This is a genomic window from Streptomyces sp. NPDC056479, from assembly GCF_042795335.1.
Classification (GTDB): domain Bacteria; phylum Actinomycetota; class Actinomycetes; order Streptomycetales; family Streptomycetaceae; genus Streptomyces.
In genome coordinates, this window is record NZ_JBHTRZ010000003.1 from 464485 (window position 1) to 484308 (window position 19824).

Here is a 19824-nt window from a genome sequence, read left to right on the forward strand (position 1 = left end):
CGTGGGCCGCGTCAGCACGGCCTGCGCCAGGCGTCCAGTTGCAGCCTCTTCAGCATCGAGGAGAGGCGCAGCTTGCGGGACGCCTGGCAGAAGCGGGACGTGGGCCGGGCGTACTCCACGTGGAAGACCGCCTTGTCCGCCGCGGTGAACGGTTCGAGCAGCGCACACTCGTCGTACTGGGCGCACTCCTCGTTGACCGCGAAGTCGAAGTCGGCGACCAGCTGCGGGATTTGGGGCAGGTCGTTCTTGAGGCCCACCGCGAGCCCACGCTCACGAGCGGCGGCGGCGATCATGCGGTTGTAGCGGAGCTGGTCGTGAGCGGTGAGCGGGAACCCGGTGTGGTTGCCGTAGCCCTCGACCAGGTCCGGCTCCACCGCGTCGAAGCCCTTGTCCCGGCACATGTCGAAACGGCGTTCCATGATGGGCCGCAGCACCTCCAACCGGCGGATGTCCAGCCAGCGTTCGCCGTGCCAGCCGTTGGGTCTGCCGAGCACCGAGCGGGGGAAGTCGCCGCGGTCGGGGCGATAGTCCTCCCAGGCGCCGACGTTGACGTAGCAGATCACCTTGCGGCCGTCCCGGTGCAGGCGGGCGACGTCGTCGGCGCTGTTCTCGAATCCGTCGATGTCGTAGACGGGCACGTCGACGGACCGGTCGACCTTGCCGTCGAGCTGCCACTGCCACGCCAGCCCGGGACGGGGCTGCCAACGCACGGCGGCGGAGGTGGAGTCGGGACTGTCCGAGCACGCGGCCAGGGCGGCCAGGGACAGCAGGGTCGCCATGACGGCCGAGACGGCCCGCCTCACCGGCCCGCCTCCGCCAGCGCGGGCGTCAGCCTGGACCAGGGGTTGGGCAGATCTCCCGTCACCGGCCCGCTCACCCCCGCGCCCCTCTCCCTCGCCGTCCGCATGGCGAGCGGCACGAGCGGTTCGGGGACGCCATAGACCAGGTGGCACAGCCGCTCGGCGGGCAGCCGCTCGGTCCACGAGGGGCGGCTGAAGTCCGACACGTATCTCGACCAGGGACCTTCGAAGGTGACCGTCAGGTCGGCGAGCCGGGCATAGCCGGGAGCGGGGTGGACGCCCGGGTTGAGGACGACCGTCGACGCCCCGAGCCGGCGGGCGGAGCGGACCAGGCGCCGGCAGTCCGGCAGTCCGTGCGAAGCCGCCGGCACCTGGTCCAGAAAGCAGCCGTCGACGGCGTACCACTCCTGGTGCCGGCGCAGATCCTCGGTGATCAGCGCCGGATCGCGAGCTCCGTAGTCCGTGTCGAGGTAGCCCAGCACGCGGGCTCCCGCCGTGCGCAGTGCCCCGGCCGCCGTGACGAACGCCGGGTCCGGGGCCCGGCCGGGTCCGTTCGCCGGGTTCAGCACGACGGCGTAGGTGCGCGCGGCGCACGTGATGAGCCGGTGCCAGGCGGCCGGGTCCTCGGCCGGATGCACGTACAGCGGGATCAGCAGGCTCACCGCGCCGGTACCTCCTCGGCGGTGCGCCGACCGGGGTGGGCGGCCGCCCACAGTGCCGCCACGGACGCGTCGAGGGTGTGGGTGGGTGTCCAGCCGAGGGCGTCGCGGGCGGCGGTGATGTCCGAGCACTGCCACGACACCTGCGCGGACCGCGCGGATCCGCCGGCCCCGGCCTCGACGATCCGGCCCCGGAAGCCGGCCGTGCCCGCGAGCGTGTGCACGAGGTCGCGGACCGGGCGGGCCTCGCCGCCGCCGATGTTCAGCACGGGCGGCAGCGGTCCGGCGGCCGTGACCGCCAGCCGGGCCGCCCGCGCCACATCGCGTACGTCCACGAAGTCGCGGTGCGCGGACAGGTCGCCGAGCCGCAGCTCCGCCTCCGGGTCGTCCCCGGCGTCCGCGAGCAGCCGCGCGACCCGGCCGGGCAGCCCGGTGGACGGGGCCCCCGCGCCCACCGGGTTCCCCACCCGCAGCACCACCGCGTCCAGCCCGGACGCGGTCACGACCACCGTGCCCGCCAGCTTGGTCGCGCCGTACGGGCCGGCCGGCCGGGTCGCCGCCGACTCCCCCACCCGCACTCCGGGGCCGGTGGGTCCGTACTCGGCGGCCGAGCCCAGATGGACCAGGCGGGCCCCGGGCGCCGCGGCCCTCAGTGCAGCGCACAGCACGGCGGGGCCCCGGGCGTTCACCTCGGCGAGGGTGACGGCGTCGCCGCCGGTCGCTCCCGCGCAGTTGACGATGGCGTCGGGCGCGGCCTCGGCAAGGGCCGCCGCCAGGTCCTGCGGGCGGTCGGCGGCGAGGTCCACGGCGACGTCGGCGGCCGGCGAGCGGCCGGCGAGGAGGACCCGCGCGTCCGGCAGGGTGCGCAGGTGCTCGACGACATGCGCGCCCAGGTAGCCGGTGGCGCCGAGTACGAGGATGTGCATGGCTCCTCAGGCCCCCTTGAGCAGCATCGACTTGCGGCTGGTGAACTCCGCGTTGGCCCGGTCGTAGTCGTCGGGACGGCCGATGTCCAGCCAGTAGCCGTCGAACTCGTAGGCGTGCGGGGGGCGTTCCGCGGCGAGCAGGTCCATCACGAGTTCGTCGAAGCCGAGCGGCAGCCCGGGGGTGTAGTCGTCGAGGGTGGTCCGGGAGACGCCGTAGACGCCCATGGACACCCGGTAGTCGATGCTGGGCTTCTCGGTGAAGGCGACGACCCGGCTGGCGTCGGTGGTCAGCACCCCGAAGTCGATGTGCACCTTGCGGGAGTAGGTGGCGATGGTCAGGGGCGTGCCCGACGCCTCGTGCGTGCGCAGTACGTCGGCGTAGTCGAGGTCGGTGAGGACATCGCCGTTCATGACGAGGAAGTTCTCGGGCAGCCGGTCGCGCAGGGTGAGCAGCGGGCCCATGGTGCCGAGCGGGCTCTCCTCGGTGGCGTAGTCGACGCTCAGGCCCCACTGGGTCCCGTCACCCACGTAGGCACGGATGATCTCGCCCAGGTGACCGATGGCGATGGTGCAGCGGGTGAAGCCGGCCGTGGACAGCTGGCGCAGCACGATCTCCAGGATCGCGTGCTGGTCGCCGATGGGGACGAGCGGCTTGGGCAGCGCGGTCGTGTACGGCCGCAGCCTCACGCCTTTCCCCCCGGCCAGGATCACTGCGTGCATGGCATACCTCCTGCGATACGTGCCGGTCGGGTCAGATGTTGTAGATGCCGGTCTTGTAGCGGCCCAGGTTGGCCGGGTCGGTGAACCACCGCGCGGTGCGTGCGAGTCCTTCCTCCAGCGTGCTGCCGGGCAGCCAGCCGGTCGCCGTGGTCAGCCGGGTGGCGTCGGCGACGAGCCGCATCACCTCGGAGGCCGCGGGCCGCAGCCGCGCGGAGTCCTCGCGGACGTCGAGCGGGGCGTCCATGACCTTGCCGATCAGCGCGACCAGGTCACCGACGGAGATCTCCCCTCCGGTCCCGGCGTTGAAGGTGCGGCCCACCACCCGGTCCGCCGGGGCGGTGCCCACCGCGAGGAACGCCCGCGCGGTGTCCTCGACGAAGGTGAAGTCCCGGGCGGGGCGCAGATCGCCGAGCGTGATGGTGCGCTGCCCGGCCGCCACCTGGCCGATGACGGTGGGGATCACCGCGCGCATCGACTGACGCGGACCGAAGGTGTTGAACGGCCTGAGCGTCACCACGGGTGTGCCGAAACTGGCGTGGTAGCTGTCCGCCAGCCGGTCGCCGCCCGCCTTCGAAGCGGCGTACGGCGACTGGGTGTTGATGGGGTGGTCCTCGGTGATCGGCACGGTCTGTGCGGTGCCGTACGTCTCGCTGGTCGAGGTGTGCACCAGACGCGGGATCTCCAGCGCGCGCACCGCCTCCAGCACGTTGAGTGTGCCGGTGACGTTGGTGTCCACATAGCTGTGCGGGGCCTGGTAGGAGTACGGGATCGCGATCAGCGCGGCGAGATGGTAGGCGCAGTCGGCGCCGTCGAGCAGGCCGCGCACCGAGCCCGGGTCGCGTACGTCGCCCAGGACGATCTCCACCTGGTCCAGGACTTCGGCGGGCAGGGTCTCCAGCCACCCGTACGAGGAGAACGAGTTGTACTGGGCCATGGCCCTGACGCGGTGGCCGGAGGCGACGAGCGCCTCGGTGAGATGGGAGCCGATGAAGCCTTCGGCTCCGGTGACGGCGGCGAGCGGTGCGGGTGTCAACTCTTGGTCCCTTCATAGTGGTGGCCGGACGGGAGACCCGGCGCGGACAGTGCCGGTCTGCGGTCCGATCGGGATCGTTCGCTTGGTCAGGCGTGCGGAGAGGGCCGGCCGAGCCGGCGTATCGCACAGGTCGCAAGGCAGACGGCGGCGGCAGCGCAGGCCGCCGGCAGCACGGCCGGTTCCGGTGGCAGGGCCGGCAATGTGACCGCTCCGGCCGTTCCGGCGGCGGCCAGGCAGAGCAGGGCAGGCGGCCAGGCCACCCCGAACGCCTGTAGGAGCAGGGCGGTCCACAGGGTTGCCGCGAGCAGCAGTGGTGTGGCCGGGTCGGAGCCGGTGAGCAGGGCGGCCGGCAGCAACAGCAACAGATAGGCGGACAGGCACAGGCCGAGGACGGCGGCCGAGCGCAGCAGGAATCCGGCGGGGGTCGCGCTCACCCGCAGCGCGGCGACCGACCAGCCGCGGTAGCGGTACAGCAGCCACTCGGCCGGGCCCATGCTCAGGGTCAGGGCGATCACCGCGTACGGCTGCCGTCGGCCCTCCAGCATGACGAGCACCGCCGCGGCCAGCCCGAACAGGCCGTAAGGGACGGACGCGAGCAGTCTCGGCCGCGCGGCGTCGGCCGCTGCCGGGCCGGAGCGGCCCGCCCTCAGAACCCAACCGGCGGCCACCAGCGTGGCCAGGAGTGCCAGCAGGGGCAATCCGGCCCGCAGTTCCGGCCCGGGCTCCCACCAGGGCAGTGCCGCGGCTCCCGCGATCAAGGGGCTGAGCGCGGCCAGCAGCAGCCGTTCCCGGGCCAGGACCAGCAGCACACTCGCCGCGGCCAGGTACAGGGACTGGGCGGCCGCCGCCCCGACGGCCACCGGGCTGTCGGCGGGCAGCACGGCGAGCGACGTGGCCACGACGGCGCCCAGCAAGGACCCGCTCAGCAAGGTGCCGGACGCCTCACGGCGCCCCGCCACCAGCCTCAGGTGCGCACGGTGGCCGAGCGCCTGCCCCCATGCCCACGAGGCGATGCCCGCCACGATCAGCACAGGAGCGTGCCGGTCGAGCGGCCAGAGCGGCGCGGTGAGCAGGTAGGCCAGGGCCGGCAGCGCGAACAGCACGCCGCGCAGCAGACAGCGCAGGGTGTCGGGCCGCCACGGGTCGGTCGCGGGCGGCGGCTCGGGGAACGTCCTGGGGACCCTCTCGTACAGCGCGGTCGCCAGGGAGAAGAGGTTCGGGTGGCCGTACCGTTCCTTGATCACCGAGGCGGACAGGCCCTCCGCCTCCAGCAGTGCCGCGACCTCGTAGGGATGGACGGCGGGCCCGACGGCGTCGGCGAGTTCGGCGGCCAGCGTGCTGACCGCGGCCTCGTCGGGCCCTTGCCCGGGCAGCCGTATCGCGAGCGTCTCGTCGTCGAGGGCCCAGCGCGGGCGGCGGCGCGGCGGGCGGGGTTCGGCCAGCCGCAGGGCGAGGGTGTCCTGCTCGGCACCACCGGGTTCGAGGGATATCGGACCGCTCATCGGGTCAGGCTCCCCGTGCCGGTGACCGCCGGAGCGGGCAGCACGATTCTGGCGGGCAACTCCACTTTCCCCGCCGCCAGTTCGTGGTAGATCGCGCGGAAGGTGTCGATGGTCTGCCGCAGGGTGAACTGCTCGATCACCCGCAGCCGCGCCGCCTCGCCCATCGCCCGCCGGCGCACGGGATCGCCCAGCAGCTCCAGCGCCGCGGCGGCCATGGCGGCCGGGTCGCGCGGCGGCACCACGAGCCCGGTGTCCCCGACGGCCTCGCGCACGCCGCCGACGTCGGTGGAGACGGTCGCCCGCCCGCACGACATGGCCTCGATCAGCGTGAACGGGAAGCCCTCACTGATGCTGGACAGCATCACCACGTTCCCCGCGGCATAGGCGTCCTTGATGTCCTCGACGCGGCCCTCGAAGGTCACGGCGTCCCCGTGTCCCAGCTCGGCGGCCAGCGCTTCGCACCGCTCCCGGTACGCCTCACCGCCCCGGGGCGTGCCCCCGAACAACCGCAGGCGTACGTCCGGAAGTTGCTCCCGGACGAGGGCGAAGGCACGGATCAGGGTCTCCAGATCCTTGATCGGGTCGACCCTCCCGGCCCAGCTCAGGGTGAGACTCTCCGGCTCCGGGCCGGCCGGCGGGAAGGCCGCGGGATCGACGCCGTTGTAGACCGTGCGGATCGACTCCGGGTCGGCGCCGCCCTGCTCCTCCCACAGCCGGTTGTAACGGTTGCCGGGGGTGATGAGGGCCGCCTGGCGGTAGCTCTCCTCCGCCAGCAGCCGGAAGAAGCCCAGGACCACCGCCTTCACCGGCCATCGGTATGGCGCGGTGCGATAGCCGAGGTAGCGCTCGCGCAGATACACCCCGTGCTCGGTGAGCAGCAGCGGAACCCCGTACCGCTCCCGTGCGGCCAGCCCCGGCAGGACGGCGACGCCTCCGCTGACGGCGTGCGCGACGCCGGCCTGCGGAGGCGGCGCGGCCAGCGGACGCAGCGCGTGTTCGAGCAGAGCGGTGGCGGTGAGCGCGTCATGCAGCGTCGGCCGCGCCTCACACACGGCAAGACCGGGACGCGTCCATACGGCGGTCAGGATCGCGATCGCCGTGTCGCCCCGCAGAAAAGGGCTGAGCTCGCCGCCCGCCGCCGCTCGCGCCAGGGTGTGCAGGGCGGGTGCGAAGCCGTCCTCGGCGCCGGGGTCGACGAGCGCGGTCAGGAACCGCTCGTAGGCGGCGGCGAGTTGCCTGCGCGACCGGCCGCGCGGTGGGCGGCCTGAAGGAGCGGAGCCCCACATGGGGACGGACAGGACGTCGCGGACATGGTCAGGTAGGTCCCACACGATCGACTCCCGTCCGGTGCCGGTGACGGCGATGACGTCGAACTCGATGTCGGGCATGCCGGTGACGAGCTGGTCGCACCAGACGCTCACACCGCCGTGACTGTGCGGGTAGGTGCCTTCGGTGAGCAGGGTGACGCGCGCGGCGTCGTTGCGTCGCGCGCCGTGGTGAACGTGCATTGATGTGCTCCACGGCCGAGGTGTGGTGAGGGTGCCGGTCCCGGCGCGCCGACGGGCGGCCGGGACCTCGCTGCCGGTGCGCCCGGTCAGCTCCCCGCGGGAGAGACGGGCTCGGCCACGCCCTCGGGCACCCGGGCGTCCGGTGCCGGGTCGGTGGCCGGCGCGGAACCGCTCGGGCCGGCGGCCGTGGAGGTTGCCGCGGACTGCGGCAGGGTGAGGGTGAGCGGCGTGGCGGCCGGGGCGGTCCACCCGGACCGTTCGCCCGCGTAGGCGTCACCGAAGGCGGCGCCGGCCCGTGTGGTGCCCTCGGGCATCGTGGCGGGCACGTCGACGCCGGCGGGGCTCTCGATCGTGACGGTGTCGCCGATCCGGTAGGCGGTGACCTGCCCGTCTGCCTCCGCGGTCCGCCACGAGGCGCGCCGCTTCAGCTCGTTGCCGATGTCCTTCATTCTCAGGTTGACCACGGGCGTGTTCTGCGCGAACAGCGTGTCGTAGGTGTCGAGCACACCGTCCAGGACCGGGTAGGCGATCCGGTCCTCGGCCAGGTTGGACTGGTGGATGAAGTGCGGCTTGGGATCGTTGCCGAGGACGTGGCCGAGCGCGATCTGCCGTTCCAGGGGCACGATGTGCTGCGCGTAGCCGGTCGCGGTGTCGAGCGGCTCGGGCAGACAGGTCGTGGTGGCCGGGTTGTCCTCGCAGATGCCGCTGCCGCCCTGTGCGCGGCTGGTGTAGATCCAGTTGTACTCGTCGACCTGCTCGGCCGCCCGGCCCGCGTTGTAGAAGATGTTCATCGGGTAGCGCGGGACCGTGGTGGCGGGGCCGACCTGCCGCTGGGCGGGCTCGCGGGAGTTGTCCGAGGCGAGCCAGGTGATGCCGTTGTCGGCGAGGGCGAGCGCCAGGTTGGGGTTGTCGGCCGGCTGCTGCGGCAGCACCCGTAGCCCGGAGTGCTCCCCGGTCACCAACTCGTCGTCGTCCAGCGGCAGTCCGGCCGACTGCCCCCACACGGTGTTGTGGGCGATCTCGTCGGCGACGGCGCTGCGGCCGACCCACCTGGTGCTGCCGTCGGCGTTGGTGGCGCACCGCCACGGCACCACCGTGGTGTCCTGTTCGCAGCCGAGGAAGGCGTGCGTGTAGGTGTGGTTGATCCACCGGAACTCGGCCCGTTCGGCCAAGAGCCGGTCGGCCAGCGGGTCGGCTCCGTTGTTGTCCTCACGGTGGTCGACGCTTCCGGCGCCGTTGTAGGCGAGGTCGAGCGTGAAGCCCCGCTCCTGCTCCCAGGCGACGGCGCGGTCGACGTCGTCGGCGGTCATCCTGATCGGGTCGGGCGTGGCGCCGGGGTCGGTGCAGTCCACGTCGCCGGGTGTGCAGTTGAGGGTGGAGTTCCAGCGGTCGTCGGCCGCGAAGACGTCGTCGACGTGCACGGCGAAGTAGTTGCGGGAGGAGCCGAGGTGCACCCCGCCGGTCATCCACTCGACGACGCCGCGGGCGAGCAGCCGGAACTGCTGCTGGTACTGGTTGTAGACGAACGTGACGACGAGTTCGCGGCGTCCGTCGTGCCGGTACTCCCCCACCAGGGAGCCCTGTTTGGCGGTGCCCGGGATCGGCGCCTGTACATACGGTGTGAAGTCGGCGCCGGCCATCGGAGTCGACAGGAAGGCGTAACTCTCGCCGACGGTGGGCGAGTTGTCCTCGAACGGCACCGGCCCGTCGAGGTACCCGAAGGGACCGGCCCGCCCGGCATCCGTCACCTGGGCCTGCACCCCGTCGACGCTGCCGGAGTAGCCGCCGTGGACCGGGTACTGGAGTCCGGCCTCGGGTCGGGCGTAGGTGTACGCGTCGACCTGCGGGATGCCGTAGGCCTGCTCGTACGTCACCAGCGCGGCCATCTCCGGCGAGTTCGCCGGGAACGGGTTGTCGTTGGGGAGGACGACCGCCTGGAACTTGGCGCGGTCCCGGCCGTCCACGGTGTCCGCGAGATAGCCGGCGTCGATCACGGGACGGTCGGACCTGGTGAGGTCGATCTCCGTGTACGGCGTTCCCGCTGTGTCCAGTTCGGCGGCGATGGCGTCGGTGGCCGGCCCGCCGTCGCTGACGACGAGCACCCGCAGGTCGATGCGGGGCGGCGGCGCGGCCGCCGCCTGTGCGGCCGGTAGGCCGAAGGCGGCTATCAGCGCACCCGTCGTGAGCAGGGTCGTACGTAAGGTCCGCTTCATGCGGTGCTGTCCCCTCCCCGGGCAGGGGTGAGCACTGCTCCGCAGAGCGGACGCACCCCCACGCGTGACGCCGGATTCCCCCTCAGAGACCGGTCGTCGACGCATCCGTCGCGTCAAATAGTGAGGTATCTGTGGAGCTTTCGTGCTCTTGCTGGGGAACCTGACGAAAAAACGCAGGGGCGGAACGCTCGGTCACTACGGCCGGTTCGTGTGCTCGACGATGGATCACGCACCCGATCAGCGGCCGCTTCAGGCTCTGCCGCCCAGGTGGCAGGGGCAGTACCGCCCCGACGGGCCGCTGGACCTCGTCGATGCGACTGCCACTGGTATGGACCGGTCGGACGGCCCGTCGCGGCCGGTTTCAGGTCATCTCGCCGGGACGACGACCGAGGAAGGCGGCAACGCGCGCGGCCCCGGTCAGCCTCGGACGGTGACTCCGAACCGGGTGCGCAGTCGCCACATCTCCCATGCCGAGACCGCGGTCACCGACAGCGGTCCGCCCAGCACGGAACAGAACTGGGCCACCGGCGGACCCTGCGGCATACCGCTGTCGATCAGGTTGAAGAGGGCGAGCACCCACACCAGTACGCCGGTGACCACGGGCGGCAGCATCGGGTGGACATAGGCGGTGTTGAAGGCGCTGCGGGCCGAGTACAGCGACGCCAGGAAGAGGAAGGGCAGACCCCAGACGATGGCGACGAGCACGACCAGCGCGAACGGCGCCACCTGCCAGCCGTGCAGATTGTCCTTGAATCCGGTGCCGCCCGCGAGGTAGATGATCGCGGCGAGGACGACCAGGCTCAGCAGGTACCAGCCCACCGCCTTGAGCGGGGCGTGCAGCCGGGAACGCAGCTGGGGCCTCAGGTGCGCAGGCGCGTAGAGGATGAAACCGAGGATGACCAGCGGCCCGGTGCAGATCAGCAGGATCGGCGTGACGATCGCGTTGGCGAAGCCCGCCTCCGCCGCGTTGTTCCAGCGGTTCTTCTCCACGCCGTAGACGAGGATCAGCGCGAGGGTCGCCAGCACGCCGAGCACCGTACGGGCCACCTGGACGCGGTCCACCGCGCGGTCCACGATCCGGTCCCCGCTCTGCTGCACGAAGAGCTTCGTGGCCATGCGGTGTGCGGAGCGGAGGATGACGGCGGCGAGGAAGAGCGGGGAGAAGTACCACAGACAGCTGCGGCGGCGCGCCGCGGGAACGGGTGCGCCGGGCGGCGGGCCGTAGGGGTGCGGGTTCGGGTGGGGGTACGGGTTCTGATTCGGGTACGGGTTCGGCACGGGCGGACCGTAGGGGTTGCCGCCCGCGTTGGGCCCGTTGGGGCCGGTGGGCGTCGGTCCGTACGGGGCGCCCCAGCCCTGACCGCCCGGTCCGTTGCCGCCCGGTTGCCCCGCGCCGGGTCCAGGAACCCATCCCCCCGTAGCCATGGCCTCTCTCCCACCGTTCGTTTCCGGCCAGCTGCTGTGTGCCGCAAGGCGACACCGCGGCAGTGTAGTTGCTCCTGGGAAACGGGCGAAGGCCACCGTCGTGATCGGGCAGGGGGTGGGCGGGCCGGCCACGACGGCTGAGCCCGCATCAGCTCTCCGGCGTCGCACCCAGGCCGGTGAGAGCGCCGACCGGGTCGAGGTCGGGGGTGCCGCGCGGCCACCAGTCGTCATGACCCGGTTCCGATTCGTACGGGTACCAGAGGCCGTCGCGGCCGAGACGGAGCTGGACATGGCCGCGGGGGTGGGTGAGGCGGTTGCGCCAGGGGCGGAAGGCGGGGAGGTCGGCGGCGAGGAGCAGGGGGCGGGCCCGGTCGAAGCGGCCGGCCGGCGGGTCCCAGGGTTCTTCGAGGACGGCGAGCCCTTCGAAGCCGCCCTGACGCCAGGCGGCGACCGCGCGGGCGAGGTCGGCCGGAGTGCGGTCCGCGGCGGAGGCGAGGGACGCATACAGGGCGCGGGTGCCGGCCGTGAGGCCGGAACCGGGGCGGGCGGCCGCGAGCCGGACGGCGTCCTGCCACAGCGTCAGTTCGGCGACCGGGTCGCGGCCGGTACCGAGGAGGGCGTGCGCGCGGGCGGCCGCGTCCGTCGCCAGCTGGTCCAGCGCGAAGGGGTCCGGGCCGCCCGGGGAGGCCGGGTATACGGGCGGCTGCTCGGGATGCGGGGGCGTGGGCAACGGGGCCGGGAGGGGCGGGAGTCGGCGCTCCGGGGCCAGCGCTTCGGAGGCCCGCACGCCCGCCAGGGGCGCCGGATCCTGTTCCTGCGCGGCGCGGGCCGCGCGGGCGGCGCTGAGGCGGGACAGCGCGTCGAGCAACGCGCGTTCGCCACGGCCGCGCAGCAGGAGCAGGACGAAGGGGTCGGCGTCCAGCAGACGTGCGGTCTGGTAGCAGAGGGCCGCGGCGTGTTTGCAGGGGTGACCCCGGTCGGGGCAGCTGCACCGGGGTTCGAGGTCGCCCGCTCCCGGCAGCAGCGACACCCCGCACTCGGCCAGGGACCGCGGCATCTCCTTGTCCAGCAACGCCGCGATGTGCCCCGGCCGCTCGGCGACGACGTCCAGGAACCGCGCCCAGTCGGCGTCGTCGAGCGTCCGCAGCCGCACCTGCACGCGATACGGCCGTGGCCGGCTCCCCCGCACATACGCCAGCACGAGTCCCGGCGTCACGGTGATGGCATCGACATGCCCCTCCTGCGCGTATCCACGTCCGCGGGCGAGCCGCTTGGCGTCCAGGGCGCCCTCTTCCAGAGCTGACACCCAGGCGTTGCCCCACCAACTCTCCGCGAAGCGGGTGTCGTCGGACGGGCGGGGCGCGAACGCGGGGAAGGTACGGCGGAGTTCGCCGTCCCGGGCGGGGGCGGCCATGGAGCGGGGGATCTGGGGCCTTGCGGGAGCTGCGGGGCCGGGTGGGGTGCCGGTCGTGGCGGGGCGGGGCGGGTGGGGCGCGGAATCGGCGGGCTCGAGGGAGGGAGCCGTTGTGTCGGGGGCGGGGAAGGGAGCCGTTGTGTCGGGGGCGGGGGATGTCGGTTCGCCTCGCCCGCCTTCGGCAGGATCCGTCGGCGTCGAGCCATCCCCATGGGGCGAGTCCAGGGACGGCATCTGGAAAGCACCCGCGAGCAGGCTCCGTACGTCACGGGCACGCCGCTTGTCGGCACCGGCGCCCGCGTCCTGTCGGTCACGGGAACGGGTCATGGTCTCGGGCCGACGCGGCCTTCGGGTGCCCGGAGTCACGGTCCGGTCGGCTTCCTGAGACTCGGCCCGCCGCCGCTCCTCCTTGGCAGCGCGCAAGGCTTCACGCACGACATCCCCGGGGCGCGCTCCTCGTCGGCCGGACTCGGGGTCGGGCGCGGGGTCGGCCGCGGGGTCGGGTGCCTCGGGGGCGGAGCCCGCTTCCGTGTCCGGCCGGTCCGCGTCGCCGCTGGAGGTTCGGGGGTTCGTAGGCCGTGTGGCCCCCTCCGACCTCTCCACGCCGTCGGTGGAGGCTTCAACCGCCCTGCCATGCTCCCGGACGGGCCGCAGCGCGGCACGGACGGCATCACCCGGCCGGGCTGCCCGGCGGTCGCCCTCACCCCTGGCCGACTCCGCGCCCGCAGACGCCTCCTGCTCGGCGCCCCGCCGCTCCCGAGCAGCCCGCAGTGCCCGGCGGACCGCGTCGGCCGGTCGGGGCTCGGGCTCGTCCGATCGGCTCCGCTCCTCCGGCCCCGTCACGACTCCCTCCTCAGCGACACAAGGTCGGACAGCTCACGGTCCGTCAGTTCCGTGAGGGCCGACTCGCCGGAGCCGAGGATCGCGTCGGCCAGGGCGCGCTTGGATTCGAGCATCTCTGCGATGCGGTCCTCCACCGTGCCCTCGGTGATGAGGCGGTGGACCTGGACGGGCTGGGTCTGGCCGATGCGGTAGGCGCGGTCGGTGGCCTGTTCCTCGACGGCGGGGTTCCACCAGCGGTCGAAGTGGACGACGTGGCCCGCGCGGGTCAGGTTCAGACCGGTGCCCGCCGCCTTCAAGGACAGGACCAGTACCGGGGTCGCGCCGCTCTGGAAGCGGTCCACCATGCGTTCGCGCTCCGGGATCGGCGTGCCGCCGTGGAGCAGGTCCACCGGAACGGCACGGCCGGCGAGGTGGGAGGCGATCAGGCGGGCCATGCGCACGTACTGCGTGAAGACCAGCGCCGAACCGTCCTCGGCCAGCAAGGTGTCCAGCAGTTCGTCCAGCAGCGTCAGCTTGCCCGAGCGGACGGCCAGTCGGTCGGTCGCCGGCGCTGCCTCCTCCTTCAGATACAGCGCCGGGTGGTCGCAGATCTGCTTCAGGGAGGTGAGCAGCTTCAGCACCAGGCCCCGGCGCGCCATGCCCTCCGCCGTCTCGATGGCGTACATCGACTCACGCACCACCGCCTCGTAGAGCGAGGCCTGTTCACGGGTGAGCGGGACCGGGTGGTCCGTCTCGGTCTTGGGCGGCAGTTCCGGGACGATGCCGGGGTCGGACTTCTTGCGGCGCAGGAGGAAGGGCCGCACGAGGCGGGCCAGCCTGGACACCGCCTCCTCGTCCTCCCCGTTCTCCACCGCGCGCGCATGCCGGGCGCGGAAGGACTTCAGCGGGCCGAGCAGTCCCGGCGTCGTCCAGTCGAGCAGGGCCCAGAGCTCGGAGAGGTTGTTCTCCACGGGTGTGCCGGTCAGCGCCACGCGTGCGGGCGTCGGGATGGTGCGCAGGGCCTTCGCCGTCGCCGAGTAAGGGTTCTTGACGTGCTGTGCCTCGTCGGCGACGACCATGCCCCAGGTGTGCTGCGCCAGGGCCGGTGCCGTCGACCGCATCGTGCCGTACGTGGTGAGCACGAAGCCGCCGTCCATGCCCTCCAGGGTGCGGTCCGGGCCGTGGAAGCGGCGGACGGGGACGCCGGGTGCGAAACGGTTGATCTCGCGCTGCCAGTTGCCGAGCAGCGACGCCGGGCAGATCACCAGAGTCGGGGCCGTCCGGGCGCGCTTCAGGTGCAGCGCGATGAGCGTGATCGTCTTGCCGAGCCCCATGTCGTCGGCCAGGCAGCCGCCCAGTCCCAGGGACGTCATCAGCTCCAGCCAGCCCAGGCCCCGGAGTTGGTAGTCCCGCAGGGTCGCCCGCAGTCCCGGCGGCGGCTCCGCAGGCCGTACGCCCGCCGTCAGTCGGTCCCGCAGCGCGGCCAGGGCGCCCACCGGTACCGCCTCGACCATCTCGCCGTCGACCTCCGCGCTGCCGGTGAGGGCGACGGAGAGTGCGTCGACCGGGTCGAGCAGGCCCAGTTCGCGCTTGCGTGCCTTGCGGACGAGGGCGGGGTCGACCAGCACCCAGCTGTCCCGCAGCCGGACCACCGGGCGGTGCGCCTCGGCGAGCGCGTCCATCTCGCCCTCGGTGAGCGGGTCGCCGCCGATCGCCAACTGCCAACGGAACTGGAGCAGTTCCTCGCTCTCGAAGAAGCCGGTGCCGTCGGTGGCCGAGCCCGGCGCGGGCCGTACGACCGCCGCCGCGCTGAGGTCCTGCGCCAGGTCCCGGGGCCAGTGCACCGCCACCCCGGCCGCGGCGAGCCGGGTCGCGGCCACCCCCAGCAGGTCGCCCAACTCCTCGTCGGACAGCGCCAGTACGTCGGGCACGTCCTGCTCGGCGAGCCGGTCGAGCGGCGCCCACACCCGGGCGGCGCGCCGCACCGCCAGTGCCGCGTCCACCCGCGCGCGTGGCCCGAAGGCCGCGTCCGCCTCGCCCGACCACAGGGCCGCCGCGTCGGCCACCAGGGTGGGGTCGGTGAGGCTGTGCACCTGGACGATCGCCGCGCCCGCGCTGCGTACGCCCTCGTCACGGTCGTCGAAGAGGTCGTACGCCGACAGGTCCAGGCGGAGCGAGATCCGCACGCCCGCGTCCATGCCGGCGGCGACCTCGGCCGCCCAGTCGTGGGCGCCGGGCAGGTGCTGGGCCTCGCGCGCGGCGAAGGGCTTCCCCGAGGTGTGCGGTGCGGCGGGTGTGCGGGGCAGGGTGTCGGCGACGGCGTCCAGGAAGGCGCGCATCAGGGCCTCCGGCTCGGGCAGCCGGAGTGGGCCCGAGCCGGGCAGGGGGACCGCGTGGCCCTCGTGGGGCAGGGCGGCGGCGACCGCGCGCAGGTGCGCGATGTCGTCCGGGTCGAGGGGGCCGGCCCGCCAGGCGTCGTGGCCGGTGGGGGTCAGACCGGGCAGCAGCCGGCCGCGCGCGGTGAGCCGCAGGGCGTGCAGCGCGGCGGCGCCCCAGCAGGCGGTGGCGGGATGGGCGGCCGGGTCGCGACGGGCCCGCACGAGCAGCGGCAGGGCCTCGCCCAGCGGCAGGGACAGCGCGGGGGTGGTCCGGCGGCGGACGCCGGCTCCATGGCGTCGTACGACGGTGAGCTCGGTGTCCTCGGCGGGCAGCGGTCCGCCCTCCGGGTCCCAGAAGGCCACCCGCCCCTCACGGGGAAGCGGCGCGGGCAGGAAGACAGCCGCGAGCCTGACGGGGACGGCCTGCCCCGCATGCCCGGCCACCGCGACCCTGTCGCTCATACGTCCTGTCACCTCCCGCCCTCGAGTCGGATCAACCGTCTTCGACTCTACGGGCGGGGTCTGACAATCGGCCCCGGCGCCCGCCGCGAGGCCGGTACCTCACGGGGCGATCAAGGCACCGTGCGCGAGACGACGTACACGAACGGACGGTCCGGATCGGACATGTTCACGACGACGTCCTTGGTGGGCGCCGGGTTCTTCTGCTTGTGGATGAAGCCGTACCACGGGCCCGGGCCGGTGAAGTCCCAGCCGGTGACCTTCCGGTCGCGGGCGTTGATGGTGATGTCGTCCTGCTCCAAATCGTCCCGGTCGGCGCCCATGGCCTTCAGATATGAGTCCAGGTTCTCGCCGTTCGTCTCGAACTGGACGTAGAGACGGCTGGTCTTCCAGTTGTTGGTCTCGTAGTACGCGACCTTGTACGCCGGATGCGGGATCGGGATCTGGTAGACGCGCCGCTGGACCCTCGACGGCCAGCCCTTGCTCAGACCGGTCGCCGAGTACTTCTCCTCCTTGTCCTTGCCGCTGTCGCGGCTCTGGTTGGCGGAGATCACGAGATAGCCGGCGGGGACGCCGATGAGCAGCACGATGATGAGCAGGGTGAGCGCCCTGCGCCGGATCATGTGGCGACGGTCCTCGGCCGACTGCTGCGGCTCGCCGGAAGCGTCGGCCTGATGGGGTACGGACATGGTTACGCGGGCCCCTGTGATGCTCGACGGGCCTCGGCGAACCGCGCGTAGCGCTCGTACCGCTCCACCCGGCGCCGGTTGGCGCGGCGGAAGCGGCGGGCGACCAGGCGGGCGAGGTCGGCGGCGCCGACCATGCCGGCCTCGGGGCCGAGCTGCGCGCGCGTGATGCGGGCCTCGGGGCGGTAGCCGCGGCCGGTGAGATGGCGCTTGAAGGCGTCCCGCGCGGGGCCGATCAGCAGGTCGTCGGCGGCCGAGACACCGCCGCCGATCACGAAGCAGGACGGGTCCAGGGCGGCCGCGAGGTTGGCGATGCCGACGCCGAGCCACTGGCCGATGTCCTGGAGCAGCTCGATGCACATCGCGTCGCCGTCGCGGGCCAGCTCGGTGATCATCGGGCCGCTGATGTCGTCGATCTGGCCCTTGACGTGCTCGATGATCCCGTACGCCACCGGGGAGTCGGCGGCGGCCAGTTCCTTGGCCTCGCGCACCAGCGCGTTGCCGGAGCTGTACTGCTCCCAGCAGCCGCGGTTGCCGCACGGGCAGCGGTGGCCGCCGGGCACGACCTGCATATGGCCGAACTCGCCGGCGACGCCGTACTTGCCGCGCTTGACCTGACCGTCCTCCAGGATCGCGCCGCCGATGCCGGTGCCCAGCGTGATCATGACGAGGTGGTCCTCGCCCCGGCCGGCGCCGAAGCGCCACTCGGCCCAGGCGGCGGAGTTGGCGTCGTTGTCGACCAGCACGGGCACGGCGAGCCGGCCGGCCAGACGGTCGCGCAGGGGCTCGTTGCGCCAGGACAGGTGGGGCGCGAACAGGACGCGGTTGCGGTCGGCGTCGACCCAGCCGGCCGCGCCGATGCCGACGGCGTGGACGTCGTGGCGATCGGACAGGTCCAGGACCAGTTCGACGATCGTGTCCTCGACGACCTTCGGGCTCTTGGACTTGTCCGGGGTCTCCGTGCGGAGCTTCTCCAGGATGTTGCCGTCGGCGTCCACGACGCCCGCCATCACCTTGGTGCCGCCGATGTCGATGCCCACGGTGGGGACTCTGGGCGCCGACAGGTGTGAGCGGCGCTCTCTGGGGCCCACCGTCCTCAGAACGGGGGCCCGCCTTGAGCCGATGGGGGCGGTGAAGTCGCGGTAGGTGCTCATCAGGGCCGATTCTGCCGCACGCTCACGCTGGGTGCCGAACGGGGTGACAAAGGGGGTGCGCGTCACATGCCGGGTGCCCGTTCGTCGTGGCTGATCGCGCCCACGCGGCGGAGCCGCACATCGATACCGCCCCGCGCCCCTCACGGGGCGATGCACTCCACGGCACGTTGCAATGTCCTGACATTGCAACGTACCAATCGGTCAATCATGAACGTACGAGCAGCTGGAACTCGAAGGAGTACCGGCTCGGCCGGTACGTGTGCGTGCCGTACTCCACCGCCCGGCCCGTGTCGTCGAACGTCACGCGCTGCATCGTGAGCAGGGGGGCGCCCTCCTTCTCGGCCAGGCGCTCGGCCTCCGCGGCGGTGGCGGCGCGGGCGCCGATCGTCTGGCGGGCGCTGTGCAGGGTGATGCCGGCGGTGCGCATCAGGCGGTAGAGGCCGGTGGCCTCCAACTGCGCGGTGTCCAGGCCCAGCAGGCCGGGCGGCAGGAAGTTGCACAGGTACGCCATCGGCTCGCCGTGCGCGAGGCGCAGCCGCTCGATCCGGTGTACGTCACTGTCCTCGGCGACTCCGAGCGCGGCCGCCACCTCGGCGGATGCCGGGACGAGGGTGTTGACGATCACCCTCGTCGCCGGGCGCTGGCCGGCCGACTCCAGGTCGTCGTAGAGGCTGCTGAGCTCCAGCGGGCGCTTGACCTGACTGTGCACGACCTGGGTCCCGACACCCCGGCGGCGCACCAGCAGGCCCTTGTCGACCAGTGACTGGATGGCCTGGCGGACGGTCGGCCGGGACAGGCCGAGGCGTCCGGCGAGTTCGATCTCGTTGCCCAGCAGGCTGCCGGGGGTGAGCGCTCCGTGCTCGATCGCGGCCTCGAGCTGCTGGGACAGCTGGAAGTACAAGGGCACCGGACTGCTCCGGTCCACACTGAGCTCGAGTTCCACGGTCGGGTCCACTTCTGGTTTCGGCACGGGCCGACTGTAGCTCTACGCGTTGTTGACGGGAAGTCGTGTAGTTTGATTGTCCGGACATTTGCATTGACAGGGTACGCACTGAACCCGCACTTTGTTTCCATGCGCATCGGGGTCATCGGTACGGGCCGCATCGGCACGATCCACGCCAACACACTCAGCCGCCATCGCGACGTCGGGTCCCTGATCCTCACGGACGCGGACACGTCGCGTGCCCAGGATCTGGCGCACCGGCTGGGCGAGACGGCGGCGCCTGGAGTGGACGAGATCTTCAGGTGGGGCGTGGACGCGGTGGTGATCACCACCGCGACCTCGGCCCACGCCGAACTGATCGGTCGGGCAGCACGGTCCGGGCTCCCCGTCTTCTGCGAGAAGCCCATAGCCCTCGATCTGCCGGGCACCTTGCACGCGATCGGGGAGGTGGAGACCGCCGGGACCGTGCTTCAGATGGGGTTCCAGCGGCGCTTCGACGCGGGCTATGCGGGCGCGCGCGAGGCGGTGCGGTCCGGCCGGCTCGGACGGCTGCACACCGTGCGGGCGCTGACCAGCGACCAGGCGCCTCCGCCGGCCGACTGGCTGCGGGCGTCCGGCGGACTGTACCGCGACACCCTGATCCACGACTTCGACGTACTGCGCTGGGTGACCGGGCGCGAGATCGTCGACGTGTACGCGGCCGGCTCCGACGCCGGCCCCGCGATCTTCCGTGAGGCGGGCGACGTGGACACGGCGGCGGTGGTGCTCACACTGGACGACGGCATGCTCGCCACGGCCACGGCGACCCGGCTGAACGGCGCCGGGTACGACGTACGCATGGAGCTGGCCGGGGAGCTGGACCAGGTCGTGGTCGGCCTGGACGACCGTACGCCGATCGCGTCCACCGAGCCGACCGGGCCACCCGCGGCGGACAAGCCGTGGGGCGGGTTCCTGGAGCGGTTCGGGCCCGCCTACGAGGCGGAGCTGAACGCGTTCGTCGAGGTCGTGCGCGGTGAGCGGGCCAACCCCTGCGACGGGCGGGAGGCCCTGCAGGCGCTGCGGGTCTCGGAGGCTTGCGAGCTGTCGAGACGCGAGCGAAGACCGGTCGCGATCGGGGAGCTTCCGGGCGGGACCCAGGCCGCGGCAATGTGAACGGGGCACGCGCATGGGCGTCCGCGCTCG

Annotated in this window: 15 protein-coding genes; 1 reads left to right on the top strand and 14 read right to left on the bottom strand. The window is 72.8% G+C overall.

The features are described from left to right. Positions 1 to 11: 11 nt before the first annotated feature. From ACFQ6S_RS13620 to ACFQ6S_RS13685, 14 genes are all read right to left on the bottom strand, one after another. Entirely contained in the window at positions 12 to 779 is a 768-nt protein-coding gene (locus tag ACFQ6S_RS13620; protein ID WP_383409252.1) for an endo alpha-1,4 polygalactosaminidase, read from the bottom strand. Positions 780 to 799: 20 nt separating this feature from the next. Next, complete coding sequence (locus ACFQ6S_RS13625; RefSeq protein ID WP_383407611.1) at positions 800 to 1462, bottom strand: spherulation-specific family 4 protein; 663 nt, start codon at positions 1460 to 1462, stop codon at positions 800 to 802. Next, positions 1459 to 2385 carry an NAD-dependent epimerase/dehydratase family protein gene (locus ACFQ6S_RS13630; RefSeq protein WP_383407614.1) on the bottom strand — a complete coding sequence of 309 codons (927 nt, stop codon included), beginning with the start codon at positions 2383 to 2385 and terminating at the stop codon, positions 1459 to 1461. Before ACFQ6S_RS13630 ends, ACFQ6S_RS13625 begins: the two co-directional genes overlap by 4 nt. Positions 2386 to 2391: 6 nt before the next feature. Beyond that, the gene (locus tag ACFQ6S_RS13635; RefSeq protein ID WP_383407617.1) at positions 2392 to 3105 is read right to left on the bottom strand and encodes an NDP-sugar synthase; all 714 of its coding nucleotides are present in this window, start codon (positions 3103 to 3105) and stop codon (positions 2392 to 2394) included. Positions 3106 to 3136: 31 nt separating this feature from the next. Continuing rightward, positions 3137 to 4138: a GDP-mannose 4,6-dehydratase gene (locus ACFQ6S_RS13640; RefSeq protein ID WP_383407620.1), complete on the bottom strand. Its 1002-nt coding sequence runs from the start codon at positions 4136 to 4138 to the stop codon at positions 3137 to 3139. Between the two features lie 86 nt (positions 4139 to 4224). Further along, the gene (locus tag ACFQ6S_RS13645) at positions 4225 to 5640 is read right to left on the bottom strand and encodes a hypothetical protein (RefSeq protein ID WP_383407623.1); all 1416 of its coding nucleotides are present in this window, start codon (positions 5638 to 5640) and stop codon (positions 4225 to 4227) included. Continuing rightward, positions 5637 to 7148, bottom strand: a complete 1512-nt coding sequence (gene pelF, locus ACFQ6S_RS13650; RefSeq protein WP_383407626.1) for a GT4 family glycosyltransferase PelF — start codon at positions 7146 to 7148, stop codon at positions 5637 to 5639. The genes ACFQ6S_RS13645 and pelF overlap by 4 nt, the downstream gene beginning before the upstream one ends. A gap of 86 nt (positions 7149 to 7234) precedes the next feature. Next, entirely contained in the window at positions 7235 to 9361 is a 2127-nt protein-coding gene (locus ACFQ6S_RS13655; RefSeq protein WP_383407628.1) for a hypothetical protein, read from the bottom strand. Between the two features lie 417 nt (positions 9362 to 9778). Further along, positions 9779 to 10786 carry a hypothetical protein gene (locus ACFQ6S_RS13660; RefSeq protein ID WP_383407631.1) on the bottom strand — a complete coding sequence of 336 codons (1008 nt, stop codon included), beginning with the start codon at positions 10784 to 10786 and terminating at the stop codon, positions 9779 to 9781. A 148-nt stretch (positions 10787 to 10934) separates the two neighbouring features. Further along, a complete protein-coding gene (locus ACFQ6S_RS13665; protein WP_383409254.1) occupies positions 10935 to 12527 on the bottom strand; it encodes an SWIM zinc finger family protein in 1593 nt (530 codons plus the stop codon). A 512-nt stretch (positions 12528 to 13039) separates the two neighbouring features. Then, positions 13040 to 15862, bottom strand: coding sequence for an SNF2-related protein (locus ACFQ6S_RS13670; protein WP_383407634.1), 2823 nt, complete (start codon positions 15860 to 15862; stop codon positions 13040 to 13042). 110 nt (positions 15863 to 15972) lie between these two features. Continuing rightward, complete coding sequence (locus tag ACFQ6S_RS13675) at positions 15973 to 16548, bottom strand: sugar kinase (protein ID WP_383407637.1); 576 nt, start codon at positions 16546 to 16548, stop codon at positions 15973 to 15975. A 2-nt stretch (positions 16549 to 16550) separates the two neighbouring features. Continuing rightward, a complete protein-coding gene (locus ACFQ6S_RS13680; protein WP_383407640.1) occupies positions 16551 to 17699 on the bottom strand; it encodes an ROK family glucokinase in 1149 nt (382 codons plus the stop codon). Positions 17700 to 17904: 205 nt separating this feature from the next. After that, positions 17905 to 18642, bottom strand: coding sequence for a GntR family transcriptional regulator (locus ACFQ6S_RS13685; RefSeq protein WP_383409256.1), 738 nt, complete (start codon positions 18640 to 18642; stop codon positions 17905 to 17907). Positions 18643 to 18771: 129 nt separating this feature from the next. Here ACFQ6S_RS13685 and ACFQ6S_RS13690 point away from each other — a divergent pair, with 129 nt between their 5' ends. After that, the gene (locus ACFQ6S_RS13690) at positions 18772 to 19794 is read left to right on the top strand and encodes a Gfo/Idh/MocA family oxidoreductase (protein ID WP_383407643.1); all 1023 of its coding nucleotides are present in this window, start codon (positions 18772 to 18774) and stop codon (positions 19792 to 19794) included. Positions 19795 to 19824: the final 30 nt, after the last annotated feature.

Coding starts and splice junctions, on each gene's coding strand:
- ACFQ6S_RS13635 (WP_383407617.1), bottom strand. CDS start 3,105: ATGCACGCAGTGATCCTGGCCGGGGGGAAAGGCGTGAGGCTGCGGCCG.
- ACFQ6S_RS13620 (WP_383409252.1), bottom strand. CDS start 779: ATGGCGACCCTGCTGTCCCTGGCCGCCCTGGCCGCGTGCTCGGACAGT.
- ACFQ6S_RS13670 (WP_383407634.1), bottom strand. CDS start 15,862: ATGAGCGACAGGGTCGCGGTGGCCGGGCATGCGGGGCAGGCCGTCCCC.
- ACFQ6S_RS13675 (WP_383407637.1), bottom strand. CDS start 16,548: ATGTCCGTACCCCATCAGGCCGACGCTTCCGGCGAGCCGCAGCAGTCG.
- ACFQ6S_RS13665 (WP_383409254.1), bottom strand. CDS start 12,527: ATGACCCGTTCCCGTGACCGACAGGACGCGGGCGCCGGTGCCGACAAG.
- ACFQ6S_RS13645 (WP_383407623.1), bottom strand. CDS start 5,640: ATGAGCGGTCCGATATCCCTCGAACCCGGTGGTGCCGAGCAGGACACC.
- ACFQ6S_RS13660 (WP_383407631.1), bottom strand. CDS start 10,786: ATGGCTACGGGGGGATGGGTTCCTGGACCCGGCGCGGGGCAACCGGGC.
- ACFQ6S_RS13680 (WP_383407640.1), bottom strand. CDS start 17,699: ATGAGCACCTACCGCGACTTCACCGCCCCCATCGGCTCAAGGCGGGCC.
- ACFQ6S_RS13655 (WP_383407628.1), bottom strand. CDS start 9,361: ATGAAGCGGACCTTACGTACGACCCTGCTCACGACGGGTGCGCTGATA.
- ACFQ6S_RS13690 (WP_383407643.1), top strand. CDS start 18,772: ATGCGCATCGGGGTCATCGGTACGGGCCGCATCGGCACGATCCACGCC.
- ACFQ6S_RS13630 (WP_383407614.1), bottom strand. CDS start 2,385: ATGCACATCCTCGTACTCGGCGCCACCGGCTACCTGGGCGCGCATGTC.
- pelF (WP_383407626.1), bottom strand. CDS start 7,148: ATGCACGTTCACCACGGCGCGCGACGCAACGACGCCGCGCGCGTCACC.